We start from the raw sequence: 19642 nt of genomic DNA, 5'->3' as shown, positions 1-19642 counted from the left end.
CGCCCGAGGATGAGTATGGACATGTTTCGCCTGGGATTGGTGGTCAATCCCCTGGCCGGGCTGGGTGGCCCGGTCGCCTTGAAGGGCAGCGACGGGGTGGCTGCCGAGGCCCTGGCCAGAGGCGCCGAACCACGTGCGCTGGAGCGCACCCGGATAGCCCTGGAGTGCCTGTTGCCGCTGGTCGAGAAGATCGAGTTCCTGACCTTTCCCGGGGCCATGGGCGGCGAGTTGCTCGAGCGCATGGGCTTCCGCCATCGCCTGCTCGGCGAGTGGCAGGGAGCGGTCAGCAGCGCGGCGGATACCCGGTTGGCGGTCGAGCGTTTGCAGGAGGCCGGTGTCGCCCTGATCCTGTTCGCCGGTGGTGATGGCACAGCACGGGATGTTGCCGGGGTGGTGCGCGAGCAACAGCCGGTGCTCGGCATTCCGGCCGGGGTGAAGATCCACTCCGGGGTCTATGCCATCAGTCCGCGCGCGGCCGGCGAATTGGCCAGGCGCCTGGTCGAGGGCGGCCTGGTGCGCCTGGCCAGCGGCGAGGTGCGCGACCTCGACGAAGAGGCGCTGCGCGCCGGCCGCGTCGCCGCGCGTTGGTACGGCGAGATGACGGTGCCGGAGGAGGGCCACTTCATGCAGCACGTGAAGCAGGCAGGGATGGAGTCCGAGGAGCTGGTGCTGGTGGACCTCGCCGGTTGGCTGGCGGAAAGCTGGGAAGACGGCGTGCGTTATGTGCTCGGACCGGGCTCGACCCTGCATGGCCTGGCGCGCAACCTCGGCCTGGAAACCACCCTGCTGGGCGTCGACGTGCTGGAGAATGGCGCGGTGCTCGCCCGCGACGTCGACGAGGCGCGGCTGTTCGAACTGGTGGACGGTCATCCGGCGTTCCTGCTGGTCACCGCCATCGGCGGCCAGGGCCACGTGATCGGTCGCGGCAACCAGCAGATCAGTCCCCGGGTGTTGCGCGCCATCGGCCTGGAGCGCATGCGGGTGGTCGCCACCAAGCGCAAGCTGGGGACCCTCGGGGGCCGCCCGTTGCTGGTCGACAGCGGCGACCCGGCGCTTGACGACAGCTTCCCGGACGCCATCCGGGTCTGGGCCGGCTACAAGGAAGAACTGCTGTATCCGCTGGGATACGCGAAGGACCAGGACGCGCCCGCGGGCGCCTAGGAGGAAAAGGATGGACAAGGACGTATCCGGCGCGCTGCGCCGCCTGTTGCTGCTCGCCATGCTCGGACTGCCACTGGCGGCGGCCGCTGCGGTCGAACCGCAGCGACTGGTGGATGCGGCGCGTGCCCAGGTGGGCGTGACCCTGGGCTACGACCCGGCCTACCGGCAACTGGACTATCCGGGCGGCGACGTGCCGCTGCAGACCGGGGTCTGCACCGACGTGGTGGTCCGTGCGCTGCGTGGACAGGGGCTGGACCTGCAGAAGGCGGTGCACGAGGACATGCGTCGCCACTTCGCGGCCTACCCGCAGCAATGGGGGATGAAAGGCACCGACCGCAACATCGATCACCGCCGCGTACCGAACCTGATGACCTGGTTCAGCCGCCAGGGCCTGGCACTGACGCCGAGCCGCGACGCCTCCGCCTACCGGGCCGGAGACATCGTCGCCTGGCGCCTGGACAACGGCCTGCTGCATATCGGCGTGCTTTCCGATCGCAGGCTGGAGGGCAGGCCGCTGGTGTTGCACAACATCGGTGCCGGCGTGCGGGAAGAGGACCTGCTGTTCCGCTACCAGGTCATCGGCCACTACCGCTTCCCGCAGGGCTGAATGGGCTAGGCAAGCCGCTCCAGCGGCGGATGAGCGTACCGATCCCTCCGCTGCCGCTGGACGGCGGCCAAGAAAAAACCGGCCTGCGGCCGGTTTTCCTGTCTGCCCGGGCTCAGCGGTATTCGCAGAGGTAGGCGGTGTCCTGGGCGACCTTGAGCTGGAACTTGCTGTTCGCCGGGACGGTGAACTGGCTGCCGCTGGCGTATTCCTGCCACTCGTCGCTGCCCGGCAGCTTGACCGTCAGCGCGCCGGCGACCACATGCATGATCTCCAGCTGGCTGGTGCCGAATTCGTATTCGCCTGCCGCCATCACGCCGATGGTGGCCGGGCCGGCGGTCATGTCGAAGGCGATGGATTTGACGGTGCCGTCGAAGTATTCGTTGACCTTGAACATGGGCTTCTCCTGAAGGGGTGAACAGGCGGGTTTGAAAAGGCCCGCCAGTATGCCCAAGCCTCGGAAAGGCGTCACTAGGCGGCGCGGGCCTCGTTCAATGCTCCACCGGCAATACCAGCGGCAGCAGCCGTGCGGTATTGCGGGCATCCTCCAGGGCGCGGTGCTGCTGGCCCTGGAAACTCATCCCGGCCAGTTGCAGGGCCGCGTTCAGGCCGACCGGGCGGGGCAACTGGCGGACTTCGCCGAAGCGTTGCTTGAGATTGACGTGCGGCACTTCGCTGAGCTGGCTGGTCAGCCCGTGCTGGCGCCACTCCTGCTCCAACTGGCGGCGGTCGTAGTCGCCCCAGCTGGCCCAGCCGGCCAGTCGCGGACGATGCTGGGCGAGCCAGCGCTCGAAGGCTTCCCAGACCGTGTCGAGATGGGCGGCGCCATCGACGTTGGCCTGGCTGATATGCGTGAGGTCGCGGCAGAAGTGGGTCAGCAGCGGCCGCCTGACCGGTCGTACGAAACGCTGGAAGTGGTCCAGTTCGCGGGCGTCCGCGGCGGCGACCAGGGTGGCGCCGATCTCGATGATTTCCATTTCCTCCAGGGGCCAGCCGCCTTCCGCGGTAGTGGCCTCCAGATCGATTACCAGCCAGTGAGGCATCGGAGCTATCCATACCAGGGTCCGCGCTGAGTATGGCGGGGCTTCCGGACCTCGGCAAACCGCTGTGCTAGGCTGCGGGATCGGATTTCGAGGAGATGACGGAATGACTGCGGTCGCATTTCTCGGCCTGGGCACGATGGGCTACCCGATGGCCGGGCACCTGCAGCGCGAGGGCTATCACGTCTGCGTCTACAATCGCTCGTCGGCCAAGGCGCTGCGCTGGGTCGAGGAGTACGCCGGACGATACGCCGATACGCCGCGCGAGGCCTGTGCCGGCGCCGAACTGGTGTTCTGCTGCGTCGGTAACGACGACGACCTGCGTGCCGTGGCGCTGGGCGAGCAGGGCGCCTTCGCCGGAATGGCGCCGGGCAGCCTGTTCGTCGACCACACCACCGCTTCGGCGGAAGTCGCCCGCGAGCTGTCGCTGCTGGCTGCCGAGCGTGAGCTGGGCTTTCTCGACGCGCCGGTCTCCGGCGGCCAGGCGGGCGCGGTCAACGGCGCCCTGACGGTGATGGTCGGTGGCGAGGAGGCCTTCTATCGACGCGCCGAACCGCTGCTGCGCAGCTATGCGCGGATGGTCCGGCGAATGGGCGACGTGGGTAGCGGGCAATTGACCAAGATGGTCAACCAGATCTGCGTCGCGGGGCTGCTCCAGGGCTTGGCCGAGGCGCTGCACTTCGCCCAGTGCGCCGGTCTCGACGGCGAGGCGGCGATGCAGGTGATCGGCAAGGGCGCGGCTCAGTCCTGGCAACTGGAAAACCGCCACCAGAGCATGCTGGCCGGAGAGTTCGACTTCGGCTTCGCCGTGGACTGGATGCGCAAGGACCTGTCGATCCTGCTCGCCGAGGCGCGACGCAACGGCGCGCAGTTGCCGGTCACGGCGCTGGTCGACCAGTTCTACGCCGAAGTGCAGGCGATGGGCGGCGGTCGTTGGGATACCTCCAGCCTGATCGCCCGGCTACGTTCGTGACGCGGCTCAGGCGCGGAAGATGAAGTACACCGCGCCGAGCAGGCACAGGCCGGCCCAGAGGTAGTCCAGTTTCAGCGGCTGCTGCATGAAGTAGACGCTGAACGGGACGAAGACCGCCAGGGTGATGACTTCCTGCATGATCTTCAGTTGGCCGACCGAGAGTTCGGTGTAGCCGATGCGGTTGGCCGGCACCTGCAGCAGGTATTCGAACAGCGCGATACCCCAGCTGATCAGGGCTGCGATGATCCAGGGCTTGCTGTTGAGGGTCTTCAGGTGGCCATACCAGGCGAAGGTCATGAACAGGTTGGAGCAGGCTAGCAACAAGGCGGTTTGCAGCCAGACAGGCATGATGGATGGGCTCCGGAGGGCTGGGACGGCGCAGCCTAATTGGCTGCGGCGATAAAACCAAGTGGGCAGGCATCGGTCGGTAGGGGTTGGTGCTCGGAAAAGGATGAAAGGTATGCGGTTGCACAAGCGCTCGCTGGTCTGGGGGCTCGCCTTGAGCGGGCTGGCCGTCGTGCTGGCGGCCGCCTGGTGGGCGAGCCAGGCGTCGCGGGAGCCGGCTCTGTGGAGCGAGCTGCGGGTGCCGCCGGCGTTTGCCATCCCGCGCGATTTCGACCTGGGCGAATACCGCTTGAGCTGGGGCGACAAAAGCCTCGCCCTGTCAGTGGCGGGTAGCGCCCGGCCGCCGTTGTGGGAGAGCGAGGGCGGTTTTCTCGGGGCCGGGCGGGAAAGCGCCGGTCGCCTGCAGTTGCGCTGCCAGGAGCAGAGCCTGGAGAGCTTCGAACTGGTCGGTCGACGCTTGTCCCTGAAGGGCCACCTGCGCTGCGCCGATGGCCGGCTCAGCGCCTACGAGCTGTCGTTCGAGCCGCGCCAGGGCGGCGTGGAGGTGCGCGTCGCGCTGGCGGACAGCGAGCTGAACCGGGTCGCCCTGTCCTGGCGGCGTGGAGCGGGGGAGCGCTTGTCCGGTATCGTCGATGACGAGGCGGAAGGTCGCTCCTGGGTCTTGCCGGCCGGGGTCGCCGGCTACTGGAGTTCCGCTGGCAACGCCTTCCTCGGCCACTCGATGGCGGCGCAATCCCTCGACCTGCGCGAGCCGGGCCGGGTGCAATGGCGGGCTGCGACCGAGTCGGCCAGGGCCTGGCTGTTCGCTGCCGGCAACCGCGAGCAGTGGCAGCTTCGCAGCGCGCGTCTCGAGGCGGAAACGCGCCGCTGATCCGCCGGGCTTGGCGGCGGCCTGGCCGGTCCGTATTCTTTGCGCCCGTTCCGGACGGCTGTCCTGGCCGCTCCTCTGCCAACTTTCGGGCGAGATCCTTCCCATGCAATGTAGAGCCGGCTGCGGCGCCTGCTGCATAGCACCGTCGATTTCCTCTCCGCTGCCGGGCATGCCGGCCGGCAAGCCCGCGGGCGTACGCTGCCTGCACCTGGACGAAAACCATCTCTGCGGGCTGTTCGGCCGACCGGAGCGACCGGCTGTGTGCGGCCAGTTCGGCGCCGATCCGGAAATCTGCGGCGACAGCCGTGAGCAGGCGCTGGCCCTGATCGCGGAGTGGGAAGTCATCACTGCCGCGTGAACGGGTTGGAAGTCTGGCTGTCTCACGCCATACTGCTGCGCATCCTGCGCCGAAGGCTCAGGATCGCGGCTTGCAGGGCGTCGACCGCCCGGCCGGCGAACCGAAAATAACCATAAAGAGAGGAACAGGAACGATGCGTGGCATTTTGCGTATGACCGTGCTGGCTGCCGCAGTGTTCGGGGTGGCCGGCAATGCGCTGGCCGAAGACTGGAAGCTGGCCAAGGACGAGGACGGCGTGAAGGTCTACCTCAGCAGTGTCCAGGGCTCCAAGTACAAGGCTTATCGCGGCGTTACCGACATCAAGGCCGACGTGGCGACCATCGAGGCGCTGCAGGAGGACGTCAAGGGTTCCTGCAAGTGGATCCATGCCTGCGCCGAGATGAAACTCCTGAAGCAGGAAGGCGCCGACGCCTGGACCTACTCGAAGATCGACATGCCCTGGCCGGTCACCGGTCGCGACGTGGTCATCCATGTCACCACCGAGAAGACTGCGGATGGCACCGTGATCCGTCACCTTAAGGCCGATCCGACCTATATCCCCGAGGAAAAGGGCCAGATCCGCGTGCCCAAGCTGGTCGGCGAGTGGAAGTTGCAGCCGAAGGGGCAGGGCGTGACGGAAGTGACCTACCAGGTGGAAACCGAGCCGGGTGGCAGCATTCCTTCCTGGTTGGCCAACAGCTTCGTGGTCGACGCGCCGCTGAACACCCTCAAGGGCCTGCGTAGCGCCGCCGAGAAGCGCTGAGCGCGCCTTCGTTGCAAAAAGACCGCCTCCGGGGCGGTTTTTTTGTGTCCGGAGGAAAGGGGCGGGCACAAAAAAGGCTGCCGAAGCAGCCTTTCTCGCCAGGCGTGACGGGTTTCAGCCGCGATCCTTGAGGGCGGTGAAGTCGCGCTGGGTGTGGCCGGTATAGAGCTGGCGCGGGCGGCCGATCTTATAGGGACCGGAGAGCATTTCCTGCCAGTGCGAGATCCAGCCGACGGTACGCGCCAGGGCGAAGATCACGGTGAACATGCTGGTCGGAATGCCGATCGCCTTGAGGATGATCCCCGAGTAGAAGTCGACGTTCGGGTACAGGTTGCGTTCCACGAAGTAGGGGTCGTGGCGGGCGATTTCTTCCAGCTTCATCGCCAGTTCCAGTTGCGGGTCGTTGATGCCCAGCTCCTGGAGGACCTCGTCGCAGGTCTGCTTCATGACCTTGGCGCGCGGGTCGAAGTTCTTGTAGACACGATGGCCGAAGCCCATCAGCTTGAACGGATCGTTCTTGTCCTTGGCCTTCTCGACGAACTTGTCGATGTTGGACACGTCGCCGATCTCGTCGAGCATGCGCAGCACCGCTTCGTTCGCGCCGCCATGGGCCGGTCCCCACAGGGCGGCGATGCCGGAGGCGATGCAGGCGAACGGATTGGCGCCGGAGGAGCCGGCCAGACGCACCGTGGAGGTGGAGGCGTTCTGCTCGTGGTCGGCGTGGAGAATGAAGATGCGGTCCATGGCCTTGGCCAGCACGGGGCTGATCGGCTTGGTCTCGCAGGGGGTGTTGAACATCATGTGCAGGAAGTTTTCCGCGTAGTTCAGGTCGTTACGCGGATACATCATCGGCTCGCCCTTGGAGTACTTGTACACCATGGCGGCGATGGTCGGCATCTTGGCGATCAGGCGATGCGCGGAGACTTCGCGATGCTTCGGGTTATTGATGTCCAGGGAGTCGTGGTAGAAGGCCGAGAGGGCGCCGATCACGCCGCACATCACGGCCATCGGATGGGCGTCGCGGCGGAAGCCGTTGAAGAAGGTCTTCAACTGCTCGTGAACCATGGTGTGGTTCTTGATGGTGCCGACGAACTGTTCCTTCTGCGCGGCGGTGGGCAGCTCGCCGTTCAGCAGCAGGTAGCAGGTTTCCAGGTAGTCGGATTTCTCTGCCAGTTGCTCGATGGGGTAGCCGCGATGGAGGAGGACGCCTTTGTCGCCGTCGATATAGGTGATCTTCGACTCGCAGGAGGCGGTCGACATGAAGCCAGGATCGAAAGTGAAGTGGCCCGTGGCGGTGAGGCCCCGTACATCCACTACATCGGGACCCATGGTACCGGATAGGACGGGCAGTTCGACGGGGGCTGAGCCCTCGATGATCAACTGCGCTTTTTTGTCAGCCATGATGGCCTCCTATTTATGCTTGAAATCATCAGTACCCCCCACGCAGGGCCCGCACCACTATAGAGGGATAAATTCGAAAGTCAATTTGCGCGAATCCATGCCGTAGAGCCTTTCGTTGCGGGGTTTTCGCAGAAAAAGGGGGCTATTTACGCCTTTTATAAAAGGCCCGCAATCAACCATTTGGCGATGGGTGTTTTCGTTGTCATTAGTAGCCTAACTGTCTATACTCGGCGTCCGACCGCAAGGGGTATTCCTGGCCCGCTTTCATAGACGGTCGCCACTCCCTGGTGATGGGTACCTGACAAGTGCACTTCCCGACAACTAGCCCTGTTCGTTAGGGCTCTCAGTGTGAAAAAAGCCGTGAATAGCAAACGACCTGTAAACCTAGACCTAAGGACCATCAAACTCCCTGTCACCGCTTACACGTCCATTCTCCACCGTATCTCTGGCGTCATCCTGTTCCTCGGTATTGCCGTGCTGCTGTTCGCGCTCGACAAGTCGCTGAGTTCGGAAGAAGGCTTCGAGCAGGTGAAGGCGTGCCTGACCAGTCCCCTGGCCAAGCTGGTGATCTGGGGCCTGCTGTCTGCGCTGCTGTACCACCTGGTGGCCGGTGTTCGCCACCTGGTCATGGACGCTGGCGTCGGCGAGACGCTGGAAGGCGGTAAGCGTGGCTCCAAAATCGTCATCGCCATCGCGGTGGTGCTGATCGTTCTGGCGGGGGTATGGGTATGGTAACTAACGTCACAAACTTCTCGCGCTCCGGCCTCTACGACTGGATGGCTCAGCGCGTTTCCGCGGTCGTTCTCGCGGCTTATGTCATTTTCCTGCTGGGCTACCTCATTGCTCACCCCAACATTTCCTACGCGGACTGGCACGGCCTGTTCTCGCAGGGTTGGATGCGCATCTTCAGCCTGTTGACCCTGGTTGCCCTGAGCGTCCATGCGTGGGTCGGTATGTGGACCATCTCCACCGACTACCTGACTTCGATGGCTCTCGGCAAGGCGGCGACAGTCGTGCGTTTCCTCTTCCAGGCGGTTTGCGGCATGGCGATGTTCGCATTCTTCGTCTGGGGTGTGCAGATTCTTTGGGGTATGTGATCCATGGCTAGCATTCGTACACTTTCCTTTGACGCCATCATCGTCGGTGGCGGTGGCGCCGGCATGCGTGCCGCGCTGCAACTGGCCCAGGGCGGCCACAAGACCGCCGTGGTGACCAAGGTCTTCCCGACCCGTTCCCACACCGTATCCGCACAGGGTGGCATCACCTGCGCCATCGCTTCGGCCGACCCGAACGACGATTGGCGTTGGCACATGTACGACACCGTCAAGGGCTCCGACTACATCGGTGACCAGGACGCGATCGAATACATGTGTTCCGTCGGCCCCGAGGCCGTGTTCGAGCTCGAGCACATGGGCCTGCCGTTCTCCCGTACCGAAACCGGCCGCATCTACCAGCGTCCGTTCGGCGGCCAGTCCAAGGACTTCGGCAAGGGTGGCCAGGCCGCCCGTACCTGCGCCGCCGCCGACCGTACCGGCCACGCGCTGCTGCACACCCTGTACCAGGCCAACCTGAAGAATGGCACCTCGTTCCTCAACGAGTGGTACGCGGTCGACCTGGTGAAGAACCAGGACGGCGCGGTGGTCGGCATCATCGCCATCTGCATCGAGACCGGCGAGACCGTCTACATCCGTTCCAAGGCCGTGGTCCTGGCCACTGGCGGTGCCGGCCGTATCTACGCCTCCACCACCAACGCGCTGATCAACACCGGTGACGGCGTGGGCATGGCCCTGCGTGCCGGCGTGCCGGTGCAGGACATCGAGATGTGGCAGTTCCACCCGACCGGCATCGCCGGCGCCGGTGTACTGGTCACCGAAGGTTGCCGCGGCGAAGGCGGTTACCTGATCAACGCCCACGGCGAGCGCTTCATGGAGCGTTATGCGCCGAACGCGAAGGACCTGGCCGGCCGCGACGTGGTCGCCCGTTCCATGGTCAAGGAAGTCCTGGCCGGCAACGGCGTGGGCCCGAACAAGGACCACGTGCTGCTGAAGCTCGACCACCTCGGCGAGGAAGTCCTGCACAGCCGCCTGCCTGGCATCTGCGAACTGTCCAAGACCTTCGCCCACGTCGACCCGGTCGTCGCGCCGATCCCGGTGATCCCGACCTGCCACTACATGATGGGTGGCGTTGCCACCAACATCCATGGCCAGGCCATCACCCAGGATGCCAACGGCAACGACCAGATCGTCGAAGGCCTGTTCGCCGTAGGCGAAGTGGCCTGCGTATCGGTACACGGCGCCAACCGCCTGGGCGGCAACTCGCTGCTCGACCTGGTGGTATTCGGCCGTGCCGCCGGTCTGCACCTGGAAAAAGCGCTGAAAGAAGGCATCGACGCCCGCGGCGCTTCCGAGAGCGACCTGGAAGCCTCCTTCAAGCGCCTGAACGGCGTGAACGAGCGCACCAGCGGCGAAGAAGTCGCTCCGCTCAAGCGCGAGCTGCAAAGCTGCATGCAGAACTACTTCGGTGTGTTCCGCACCGGCGAGTACATGCAGAAGGGCATCGCCCAGCTGGCCGACCTGCGCGAGCGTATCGCCAACGTCAAGATCAACGACAAGAGCCAGGCATTCAACACCGCGCGCATCGAAGCGCTGGAACTGCAAAACCTCCTCGAGGTGGCCGAGGCCACCGCGATCGCGGCCGAGCACCGCAAGGAGTCCCGTGGCGCCCACGCCCGTGAAGACTTCGAGGAGCGCGACGACGAGAACTGGCTGTGCCACACCCTGTACTTCCCGGGTGAGAAGCGCGTATCCAAGCGTTCCGTCAACTTCGCGCCGAAGACCGTTCCGGCATTCGAACCCAAGGTTCGGACTTACTAAGGGTGCCCGCCATGTTGCAAGTGAGTGTTTATCGTTACAACCCCGACAAAGATGCTGCGCCGTACATGCAGGATTTCCAGGTCGACACCAACGGCAAGGACGTGATGGTCCTCGACGTGCTGGCGCTGATCAAGGAACAGGACGAGGGCTTCTCCTACCGTCGTTCCTGCCGTGAAGGCGTCTGCGGCTCCGATGGCATGAACATCAACGGCAAGAACGGCCTGGCCTGCATCACCCCGCTGTCGGCCGCCGGCCTGAAGGGCGGCAAGCTGGTGATCCGTCCGCTGCCCGGCCTGCCGGTCATTCGTGACCTGGTCGTGGACATGAGCATCTTCTACAAGCAATACGAGAAGGTGAAGCCGTTCCTGCAGAACGATACGCCGGCCCCGGCCATCGAGCGTCTGCAGACCCCGGAAGAGCGCGAGAAGCTGGACGGTCTGTACGAGTGCATCCTGTGCGCCTGCTGCTCGACCTCCTGCCCGTCCTTCTGGTGGAACCCCGACAAGTTCCTCGGTCCGGCCGCACTGCTGCAAGCCTATCGTTTCCTGGCCGACAGCCGTGACACCAAGACCGAAGAGCGCCTGGCTTCGCTGGACGACCCGTTCAGTGTGTTCCGCTGCCGCGGAATCATGAACTGCGTGAACGTTTGCCCGAAGGGTCTGAACCCGACCAAGGCGATCGGCCACGTGCGTAATATGCTGCTGCAGAGCGGAACCTGATCCTCTCGCAGTTGTTATATGAGTTGTACCTAGCAACACCTGTGGCGCCGGAGTTCTTCCGGCGTCGCAGCAACTAAGCGGGCCAAGCTCACAAAGCCATGGCCCAGATTTGAAAAATATGACCAGCAGGGGCATCCGGGCTGGTACCCGGACTATCTGCGGGATCTGTAGTGGCCATACCGATGTCGCTGCCTGAGGACTTCGGAGCCTTCAAGGTTTCGCCAGGTGGTTGTCCCCTTACCGAGGGTGACCTAGCATGCACGAAAGCGTAATGCAGCGGATGTGGAACAGTGCCCATCTATCCGGTGGTAACGCTGCCTACGTCGAAGAGCTCTACGAGCTCTACCTGCACGACCCTAACGCTGTGCCAGAAGAGTGGCGCACGTATTTCCAGAAGCTTCCCGCCGATGGCAATCCCGCCCCCGACGTCTCGCACTCCACAGTGCGCGATCATTTCGTCCTGCTGGCCAAGAACCAGCGCCGTGCCCAGCCGGTTTCCGCCGGTAGCGTGAGCAGCGAGCACGAGAAGAAACAGGTCGAAGTCCTTCGTCTCATTCACGCTTACCGTCTCCGCGGCCACCAGGCTTCCACCCTCGACCCGCTCGGCCTGTGGCAGCGTCCCGCGCCTGCCGACCTGTCGATCGACCACTACGGTCTGACGGGTGCCGACCTGGATACCACTTTCCGCACCGGTGAGCTTTACATCGGCAAGGAAGAGGCGACCCTGCGTGAAATCGTCGACAGCCTGAAGAGCACCTATTGCGGTACCTTCGGCGCCGAGTTCATGCACATCGTCGATTCCGAGCAGCGCAAGTGGTTCCTCCAGCGCCTGGAAAGCGTGCGTGGCCGTCCCGGCTTCTCCGCCGAGGCGCGTGCGCACCTGCTCGAGCGCCTGACCGCGGCCGAAGGCCTGGAGAAGTACCTGGGCACCAAGTACCCGGGCACCAAGCGTTTCGGCCTGGAAGGCGGCGAAAGCCTGATCCCGATGGTCGACGAGATCATCCAGCGCTGCGGTTCCTACGGCGCCAAGGAAATCGTCATCGGCATGGCCCACCGCGGTCGCCTGAACGTCCTGGTCAACACCCTGGGCAAGAACCCGCGCGACCTGTTCGACGAGTTCGAAGGCAAGAAGATCGTCGAGCTGGGCTCCGGTGACGTGAAGTACCACCAGGGCTTCTCCTCGAACGTGATGACCAGCGGCGGCGAAGTCCACCTGGCGCTGGCGTTCAACCCGTCCCACCTGGAAATCGTTTCCCCGGTGGTCGAGGGTTCCGTTCGTGCCCGCCAGGACCGCCGCAAGGACAGCTCCGGCGACAAGGTGGTACCGATTTCCATCCACGGCGATGCCGCCTTCGCGGGGCAGGGCGTGGTCATGGAAACCTTCCAGATGTCGCAGACCCGCGCCTACAAGACCGGTGGCACCATCCACCTGGTGATCAACAACCAGGTCGGCTTCACCACCAGCCGCCAGGACGATGCGCGTTCCACCGAGTACGCCACCGACGTGGCGAAGATGATTCAGGCGCCGATCTTCCACGTCAACGGCGACGATCCCGAAGCCGTGCTGTTCGTCACCCAGCTGGCCGTCGACTATCGCATGCAGTTCAAGCGTGACGTGGTCATCGACCTGGTCTGCTACCGTCGCCGCGGCCACAACGAGGCGGACGAGCCGAGCGGCACCCAGCCGCTGATGTACCAGCAGATCGCCAAGCAGCGTACTACCCGCGAGCTGTACGCCGATGCGCTGGTGAACGCCGGCGTGCTCAGCGCCGAGCAGGTTCAGTCGAAGATCGACGACTACCGCGATGCCCTGGACAACGGCCTGCACGTGGTGAAGAGCCTGGTCAAGGAGCCCAACAAGGAACTGTTCGTCGACTGGCGTCCGTACCTGGGCCATGCCTGGACCGCGCGTCACGACACCCGCTTCGACCTGAAGACCCTGCAGGAACTGTCCAGCAAGATGCTGGAAGTGCCGGAAGGCTTCGTGGTTCAGCGCCAGGTTTCGAAGATCTACGAAGATCGCCAGAAGATGGCGGCCGGTGGCCTGCCGATCAACTGGGGCTTCGCCGAGACCCTGGCCTACGCGACCCTGCTGTTCGAAGGCCATCCGGTACGGATGACCGGCCAGGACGTCGGCCGTGGCACCTTCTCGCACCGTCACGCGGTGCTGCACAACCAGAAGGACGACTCGGTCTACGTACCGCTGGCCAATCTGTTCGATGGCCAGCCGCGCCTGGATATCTACGATTCCTTCCTTTCGGAAGAGGCCGTGCTGGCGTTCGAATACGGTTTCGCCACCACCACGCCGAATTCGCTGGTGATCTGGGAAGCCCAGTTCGGCGACTTCGCCAACGGCGCCCAGGTGGTCATCGACCAGTTCATCACCAGTGGCGAAAGCAAATGGGGCCGACTCTGCGGCCTGACCATGCTGCTGCCGCACGGCTATGAGGGGCAGGGTCCGGAACACTCCTCCGCGCGCCTGGAGCGCTACCTGCAGCTCTGCGCCGAGCAGAACATCCAGGTCTGCGTGCCGACCACCCCGGCTCAGGTCTACCACATGCTCCGCCGTCAGGTGATCCGCCCGCTGCGCAAGCCGCTGGTGGTGATGACGCCGAAGTCCCTGCTGCGTCACAAGCTCGCCATCTCGACCCTGGAAGATCTGGCCAACGGTTCCTTCCAGACCGTGATCCCGGAAATCGACAGCCTGGATCCGAAGAAGGTCGACCGCGTCGTGCTGTGCAGCGGCAAGGTGTACTACGACCTGCTGGAGAAGCGTCGCGCGGAAGGCCGCGAAGATACCGCGATCGTCCGTATCGAGCAGCTGTATCCGTTCCCGGAAGACGACCTGGCGGAAGTTCTGGCTCCCTACAAGAACCTCAAGCACATCGTCTGGTGCCAGGAAGAGCCGATGAACCAGGGCGCCTGGTTCTGCAGCCAGCATCACATGCGTCGTGTCATCGCCGCGCACAAGAAGGGCCTCAATCTCGAGTACGCCGGCCGCGAAGGCTCCGCTGCTCCGGCTTGCGGCTACGCCTCGATGCACGCCGAGCAGCAGGAAAAACTGCTGCAAGACGCCTTTACTGTTTAACGCCTACGCGCTGAAGAAACCGAATTTAAGGAAACGCACACAATGGCTATCGAAATCAAAGCCCCAACCTTCCCGGAATCGGTCGCCGACGGCACCGTCGCCACCTGGCACAAGAAGCCGGGCGAAGCGGTCAAGCGCGACGAACTGATCGTCGACATCGAGACCGACAAGGTGGTCATCGAGGTTCTCGCCGAGGCTGACGGCGTGCTGGCCGAGATCATCAAGAATGAAGGCGACACCGTTCTGAGCAACGAGCTGCTCGGCAAGCTGAACGAAGGCGGCGCCGCCGCTCCGGCCGCTCCGGCTGCCGCTGCGCCCGCCGCCGCTCCGGCTGCCCAGGCCGCCGCTCCGGCCGCTGCTGGCGGCGACGACGCCATCCTGTCCCCGGCCGCGCGCAAGCTGGCCGAGGAGGCCGGTATCGATCCGAACAGCATCGCCGGCACCGGCAAGGGCGGTCGCGTGACCAAGGAAGACGTGGTCGCTGCGGTCGAAGCGAAGAAGAACGCCCCGGCCGCCCCGGCCAAGCCTGCCGCCCCGGCTGCCGAGGCGCCGATCTTCGCCGCCGGCGACCGTGTCGAGAAGCGCGTGCCGATGACCCGCCTGCGGGCCAAGGTCGCCGAGCGCCTGGTCGAGGCGCAGTCCGCCATGGCCATGCTGACCACCTTCAACGAGGTCAACATGAAGCCGATCATGGACCTGCGTTCGAAGTACAAGGACCTGTTCGAGAAGAAGCACAACGGCGTGCGCCTGGGCTTCATGTCCTTCTTCGTCAAGGCCGCCACCGAGGCGCTGAAGCGCTTCCCGGGGGTCAACGCTTCCATCGACGGCAACGACATCGTCTACCACGGCTACCAGGACATCGGCGTTGCCGTTTCCAGCGACCGCGGCCTGGTGGTTCCGGTACTGCGTAACGCCGAGTTCATGAGCCTGGCCGAGATCGAGGGCGGCATCGCCAACTTCGGCAAGAAGGCGAAGGAAGGCAAGCTGACCATCGAAGACATGACCGGCGGCACCTTCACCATCTCCAACGGTGGCGTGTTCGGTTCCCTGCTGTCGACCCCGATCGTCAACCCGCCGCAGACCGCCATCCTCGGCATGCACAAGATCCAGGAGCGCCCGATGGCCGTGAACGGCCAGGTGGTGATCCTGCCGATGATGTATCTGGCGCTGTCCTACGACCACCGTCTGATCGACGGCAAGGAAGCGGTGAGCTTCCTGGTGGCGATCAAGGACCTGCTTGAAGATCCGGCTCGCCTGCTGCTGGACGTCTGATTTAGCGTTTCTCTTCACGGCGGCCCCCTCGTGGGGCCGTCCGGTTTCACCCGAATAAGGATTGAGATATGAGCCAGAAATTCGACGTGGTAGTGATTGGTGCCGGCCCCGGCGGTTACGTTGCCGCCATCCGCGCTGCCCAGCTGGGCCTGAAGACCGCCTGCATCGAGAAGTACATCGGCAAGGAAGGCAAGGTGGCGCTCGGCGGTACCTGCCTGAACGTTGGCTGCATCCCGTCCAAGGCGCTGCTGGACAGCTCCTACAAGTACCATGAGGCCAAAGAGGCCTTCAAAGTCCATGGTATCGAAGCCAAGGGCGTCACCATCGACGTTCCGGCGATGGTTGCGCGCAAGGCCAACATCGTCAAGAACCTGACCGGCGGCATCGCTACCCTGTTCAAGGCCAACGGCGTGACCTCCTTCGAAGGCCACGGCAAGCTGCTGGCCAACAAGCAGGTGGAAGTGACCGGTCTGGACGGCAAGACCCAGGTCCTGGAAGCCGAGAACGTGATCATCGCTTCCGGCTCCCGCCCGGTGGAGATCCCGCCGGCCCCGCTGACCGACGACATCATCGTCGACTCCACCGGCGCCCTGGAATTCCAGGCCGTGCCGAAGAAGCTGGGTGTGATCGGCGCTGGCGTCATCGGCCTGGAGCTGGGTTCGGTATGGGCCCGCCTGGGTGCCGAGGTGACCGTGCTGGAAGCCCTGGACAAGTTCCTCCCGGCTGCCGACGAGCAGATCGCCAAGGAAGCCCTGAAGGTCCTGACCAAGCAAGGCCTGAACATTCGCCTGGGCGCCCGCGTGACCGCTTCGGAAGTGAAGAAGAAGCAGGTCACCGTGACCTTCACCGATGCCAACGGCGAGCAGAAGGAAACCTTCGACAAGCTGATCGTCGCGGTCGGCCGTCGCCCGGTGACCACCGACCTGCTGGCCGCCGACAGCGGCGTGACCCTGGACGAGCGTGGCTTCATCTACGTCGACGACTACTGCAAGACCAGCGTTCCGGGCGTCTTCGCCATCGGTGACGTGGTTCGCGGCGCGATGCTCGCGCACAAGGCCTCGGAAGAGGGCGTGATGGTCGCCGAGCGCATCGCCGGCCACAAGGCGCAGATGAACTACGACCTGATCCCGTCGGTCATCTACACCCACCCGGAAATCGCCTGGGTCGGCAAGACCGAGCAGACCCTCAAGGCCGAGGGCGTCGAAGTCAACGTCGGCACCTTCCCGTTCGCCGCCAGCGGTCGCGCGATGGCTGCCAACGACACCACCGGCCTGGTCAAGGTCATCGCCGATGCGAAGACCGACCGCGTCCTGGGCGTCCACGTGATCGGCCCGAGCGCCGCCGAGCTGGTACAGCAAGGCGCGATCGGCATGGAATTCGGCACCAGCGCCGAAGACCTGGGCATGATGGTCTTCTCCCACCCGACGCTGTCCGAGGCCCTGCACGAAGCTGCCCTGGCGGTGAATGGCCATGCCATCCACATCGCCAACCGCAAGAAGCGCTGAGTGATCCGACGCCCCGGTTCACGCCAGGGGCGTCACAGCGACGCGGGACGCGTCGTCCGTCAGGCCAGGACAGGTTCCTGGCCTTGTCGGGTCCGGGTTCTGTAGAATCCACGGTTTGCCGCCTGCGTCGGGATGACGCAGGCGGCAGACTTTCAGAAGAACCACGGCGGGTGAGCGCCGGCGACCGTTGCGAGGTGGCCGCAGGCGTATGCCGCCGGACTGTTTTTTCGCGAGCCGGGTGGTTCGCGAAGCGACGGTCACAGGTGGTGGGGTGCCACGAGCGCTCCGCCGAAATGCGCAATACCTAGACGAATAACGGTAGACAAGCATGAATCTCCACGAATATCAGGGTAAGCAGCTGTTCGCTGAATACGGCCTGCCTGTATCCAAGGGCTTTGCCGTAGACACCCCCGAAGAGGCCGCAGAAGCCTGCGACAAGATCGGCGGCAGCGAGTGGGTCGTCAAAGCTCAGGTGCACGCCGGCGGCCGCGGTAAAGCGGGCGGTGTGAAGCTGGTGAAGAGCAAAGAGGACGCCAAGGCGTTCGCCCAGCAGTGGCTGGGCAAGAACCTGGTGACCTACCAGACCGACGCCAACGGCCAGCCGGTCAGCAAGATCCTGGTGGAGTCCTGCACCGACATCGACAAGGAGCTGTACCTCGGCGCCGTCGTCGATCGTTCCAGCCGCCGCATCGTGTTCATGGCTTCCACCGAAGGTGGCGTGGACATCGAGAAGGTCGCCCACGACACTCCCGAGAAGATCCTCAAGGCCACCATCGACCCGCTGGTCGGCGCGCAGCCGTACCAGGGCCGCGAGCTGGCCTTCCAGCTGGGCCTGAAGGGCGACCAGATCAAGCAGTTCACCCATATCTTCGTCGGCCTGGCGAAGCTGTTCCAGGACTACGACCTGGCCCTGCTGGAAGTGAACCCGCTGGTGATCAAGAAAGACGGCAACCTGCACTGCCTGGATGCCAAGATCAACATCGACAGCAACGCCCTGTACCGTCAGCCGAAGCTGCGCGCCATGCACGACCCGTCCCAGGACGACGCCCGTGAAGCCCATGCGCAGAAGTGGGAGCTGAACTACGTCGCGCTGGAAGGCAACATCGGCTGCATGGTCAACGGCGCCGGCCTGGCCATGGGTACCATGGACATCGTCAACCTGCACGGCGGCAAGCCGGCCAACTTCCTCGACGTTGGCGGCGGTGCGACCAAGGAGCGCGTGACCGAAGCGTTCAAGATCATCCTGTCCGACAGCAACGTGAAGGCTGTCCTGGTGAACATCTTCGGCGGCATCGTGCGTTGCGACATGATCGCCGAAGGCATCATCGGCGCCGTCAAAGAAGTCGGCGTGAAGGTTCCGGTTGTCGTCCGCCTGGAAGGCAACAACGCTGAACTGGGTGCCAAGGTCCTGGCCGAAAGCGGCCTGAACATCATCGCGGCAACCAGCCTGACCGACGCTGCCCAGCAAGTCGTCAAGGCCGCGGAGGGTAAGTAATGAGCGTCCTGATCAACAAAGACACCAAAGTCATCTGCCAAGGCTTCACCGGTAGCCAGGGCACCTTCCACTCCGAACAGGCCATCGCCTACGGCACCAAGATGGTCGGCGGCGTGACCCCCGGCAAGGGCGGCACCACCCACCTCGGCCTGCCGGTGTTCAACACTGTCAAGGAAGCCGTGGAAGCCACCGGCGCCGAAGCCTCGGTCATCTACGTTCCGGCTCCGTTCTGCAAGGACTCGATCCTGGAAGCGGCATTCGGCGGCATCAAGCTGATCGTCTGCATCACCGAAGGCATCCCGACCCTCGACATGCTGGACGCCAAGGTCAAGTGCGACGAGCTGGGCGTACGCCTGATCGGCCCGAACTGCCCGGGCGTGATCACTCCCGGCGAGTGCAAGATCGGCATCATGCCGGGTCACATCCACCTGCCGGGCAAGGTAGGCATCGTGTCGCGTTCCGGCACCCTGACCTACGAAGCCGTGAAGCAGACCACCGACGCCGGCTTCGGCCAGTCCACCTGCGTGGGCATCGGCGGCGACCCGATCCCGGGCTCCAACTTCATCGACATCCTGAAGCTGTTCCAGGAAGATCCGCAGACCGAAGCCATCGTCATGATCGGCGAGATCGGCGGTTCCGCCGAAGAAGAAGCCGCGGCCTTCATCAAGGCCAACGTGACCAAGCCGGTGGTGTCCTACATCGCTGGCGTGACTGCCCCTCCGGGCAAGCGCATGGGCCACGCCGGCGCCATCATCTCCGGCGGCAAGGGCACCGCGGACGAGAAGTTCGCCGCCCTGCAGGACGCCGGTGTGAAGACCGTGCGTTCCCTGGCCGACATCGGCAAGGCCCTGGCCGAGCTGACCGGTTGGGAAGTGAAGAAGGCCTGATTTCCCGGGTTTTCTGAGTTCCAGGACGAAGGCCACCGCCTCACAGCGGTGGCCTTCGTCGTTCTATCGCATCCGTCAAACGAATGTTGCCGCGATGCGCTATCATTGCCAACGGTTCGTGTCCGACAAAACCCCGGGCGCGCCACGCATCATCCCGCAGGCCAGCGCGCCTGCAGCTATAGCGCCACATGGCCCTCAAAAGGGGTCGGGCGGCTTGACCGGTCCTCCTCATCCGGAAGGACGATGTTTCCTAACACCCCCAAAGGGAAACCCCGAACAACCGAGACTTCTGCCAGTGGTACATCCTC

At 64.4% G+C, this 19642-nt stretch carries 19 protein-coding genes; 15 read left to right on the top strand and 4 right to left on the bottom strand.

Annotation, left to right across the window (positions count from 1 at the left end; translation table 11 throughout):
- Window positions 1–15 precede the first annotated feature (15 nt).
- Both M6E97_RS15105 and M6E97_RS15100 read left to right on the top strand, forming a co-directional pair.
- Entirely contained in the window at window positions 16–1161 is a 1146-nt protein-coding gene (locus M6E97_RS15105) for an ATP-NAD kinase family protein (RefSeq protein WP_049311286.1), read from the top strand.
- A 10-nt stretch (window positions 1162–1171) separates the two neighbouring features.
- Window positions 1172–1768, top strand: a complete 597-nt coding sequence (locus M6E97_RS15100) for a DUF1287 domain-containing protein (protein ID WP_003087371.1) — start codon at window positions 1172–1174, stop codon at window positions 1766–1768.
- Between the two features lie 112 nt (window positions 1769–1880).
- On the opposite strand, the gene M6E97_RS15095 is transcribed toward M6E97_RS15100, so the two are convergent.
- A complete protein-coding gene (locus M6E97_RS15095; protein WP_003087375.1) occupies window positions 1881–2162 on the bottom strand; it encodes a pyrimidine/purine nucleoside phosphorylase in 282 nt (93 codons plus the stop codon).
- Window positions 2163–2256: 94 nt separating this feature from the next.
- Window positions 2257–2808, bottom strand: a complete 552-nt coding sequence (locus M6E97_RS15090; protein WP_003087377.1) for an exonuclease domain-containing protein — start codon at window positions 2806–2808, stop codon at window positions 2257–2259.
- Window positions 2809–2911: 103 nt separating this feature from the next.
- On the opposite strand from M6E97_RS15090, the gene M6E97_RS15085 reads away from it, so the two are divergent.
- A complete protein-coding gene (locus M6E97_RS15085) occupies window positions 2912–3778 on the top strand; it encodes an NAD(P)-dependent oxidoreductase (RefSeq protein WP_003110964.1) in 867 nt (288 codons plus the stop codon).
- Window positions 3779–3784: 6 nt separating this feature from the next.
- On the opposite strand, the gene M6E97_RS15080 is transcribed toward M6E97_RS15085, so the two are convergent.
- Window positions 3785–4126: a DMT family protein gene (locus M6E97_RS15080; protein ID WP_003087393.1), complete on the bottom strand. Its 342-nt coding sequence runs from the start codon at window positions 4124–4126 to the stop codon at window positions 3785–3787.
- Window positions 4127–4238: 112 nt separating this feature from the next.
- On the opposite strand from M6E97_RS15080, the gene M6E97_RS15075 reads away from it, so the two are divergent.
- From M6E97_RS15075 to M6E97_RS15065, 3 genes are all read left to right on the top strand, one after another.
- Window positions 4239–4994 carry a hypothetical protein gene (locus M6E97_RS15075; protein ID WP_033938530.1) on the top strand — a complete coding sequence of 252 codons (756 nt, stop codon included), beginning with the start codon at window positions 4239–4241 and terminating at the stop codon, window positions 4992–4994.
- A gap of 103 nt (window positions 4995–5097) precedes the next feature.
- Window positions 5098–5352, top strand: a complete 255-nt coding sequence (locus tag M6E97_RS15070; protein ID WP_003087397.1) for a YkgJ family cysteine cluster protein — start codon at window positions 5098–5100, stop codon at window positions 5350–5352.
- Window positions 5353–5485: 133 nt separating this feature from the next.
- Window positions 5486–6094 (top strand): START domain-containing protein, encoded by a 609-nt coding sequence (locus M6E97_RS15065; protein ID WP_003104390.1) that lies wholly within the window; start codon window positions 5486–5488, stop codon window positions 6092–6094.
- 114 nt (window positions 6095–6208) lie between these two features.
- On the opposite strand, the gene gltA is transcribed toward M6E97_RS15065, so the two are convergent.
- Entirely contained in the window at window positions 6209–7495 is a 1287-nt protein-coding gene (gene gltA / locus M6E97_RS15060; RefSeq protein ID WP_003087400.1) for a citrate synthase, read from the bottom strand.
- A gap of 348 nt (window positions 7496–7843) precedes the next feature.
- Here gltA and sdhC point away from each other — a divergent pair, with 348 nt between their 5' ends.
- The 9 genes from sdhC (at window position 7844) to sucD (ending at window position 19334) form a co-directional block, all read left to right on the top strand.
- Window positions 7844–8230 carry a succinate dehydrogenase, cytochrome b556 subunit gene (gene sdhC, locus M6E97_RS15055; RefSeq protein WP_003104388.1) on the top strand — a complete coding sequence of 129 codons (387 nt, stop codon included), beginning with the start codon at window positions 7844–7846 and terminating at the stop codon, window positions 8228–8230.
- Window positions 8224–8592, top strand: a complete 369-nt coding sequence (gene sdhD, locus M6E97_RS15050) for a succinate dehydrogenase, hydrophobic membrane anchor protein (RefSeq protein WP_003104386.1) — start codon at window positions 8224–8226, stop codon at window positions 8590–8592. The genes sdhC and sdhD overlap by 7 nt, the downstream gene beginning before the upstream one ends.
- 3 nt (window positions 8593–8595) lie before the next feature.
- The gene (gene sdhA, locus M6E97_RS15045; protein WP_003087407.1) at window positions 8596–10368 is read left to right on the top strand and encodes a succinate dehydrogenase flavoprotein subunit; all 1773 of its coding nucleotides are present in this window, start codon (window positions 8596–8598) and stop codon (window positions 10366–10368) included.
- A gap of 11 nt (window positions 10369–10379) precedes the next feature.
- Window positions 10380–11087 (top strand): succinate dehydrogenase iron-sulfur subunit, encoded by a 708-nt coding sequence (locus tag M6E97_RS15040; RefSeq protein ID WP_003087410.1) that lies wholly within the window; start codon window positions 10380–10382, stop codon window positions 11085–11087.
- Between the two features lie 256 nt (window positions 11088–11343).
- On the top strand, window positions 11344–14175 hold the full coding sequence (locus M6E97_RS15035; protein ID WP_003087413.1) for a 2-oxoglutarate dehydrogenase E1 component: 2832 nt from the start codon (window positions 11344–11346) through the stop codon (window positions 14173–14175).
- Window positions 14176–14217: 42 nt separating this feature from the next.
- Entirely contained in the window at window positions 14218–15447 is a 1230-nt protein-coding gene (gene odhB / locus M6E97_RS15030) for a 2-oxoglutarate dehydrogenase complex dihydrolipoyllysine-residue succinyltransferase (protein ID WP_003114264.1), read from the top strand.
- A gap of 68 nt (window positions 15448–15515) precedes the next feature.
- On the top strand, window positions 15516–16952 hold the full coding sequence (lpdA, locus tag M6E97_RS15025) for a dihydrolipoyl dehydrogenase (RefSeq protein WP_015503157.1): 1437 nt from the start codon (window positions 15516–15518) through the stop codon (window positions 16950–16952).
- A gap of 328 nt (window positions 16953–17280) precedes the next feature.
- Window positions 17281–18447 carry an ADP-forming succinate--CoA ligase subunit beta gene (gene sucC, locus M6E97_RS15020; RefSeq protein WP_003087425.1) on the top strand — a complete coding sequence of 389 codons (1167 nt, stop codon included), beginning with the start codon at window positions 17281–17283 and terminating at the stop codon, window positions 18445–18447.
- A complete protein-coding gene (gene sucD / locus M6E97_RS15015) occupies window positions 18447–19334 on the top strand; it encodes a succinate--CoA ligase subunit alpha (RefSeq protein WP_003087428.1) in 888 nt (295 codons plus the stop codon). Before sucC ends, sucD begins: the two co-directional genes overlap by 1 nt.
- Window positions 19335–19642 lie beyond the last annotated feature (308 nt).

This window comes from Pseudomonas sp. B111 (assembly GCF_026428275.1).
In the GTDB taxonomy this organism is placed as follows: Bacteria; Pseudomonadota; Gammaproteobacteria; order Pseudomonadales; family Pseudomonadaceae; genus Pseudomonas; species Pseudomonas aeruginosa.
Note: the sequence above shows the minus strand (reverse complement) of the source record. Positions and strands in the feature narration are given on the sequence as shown.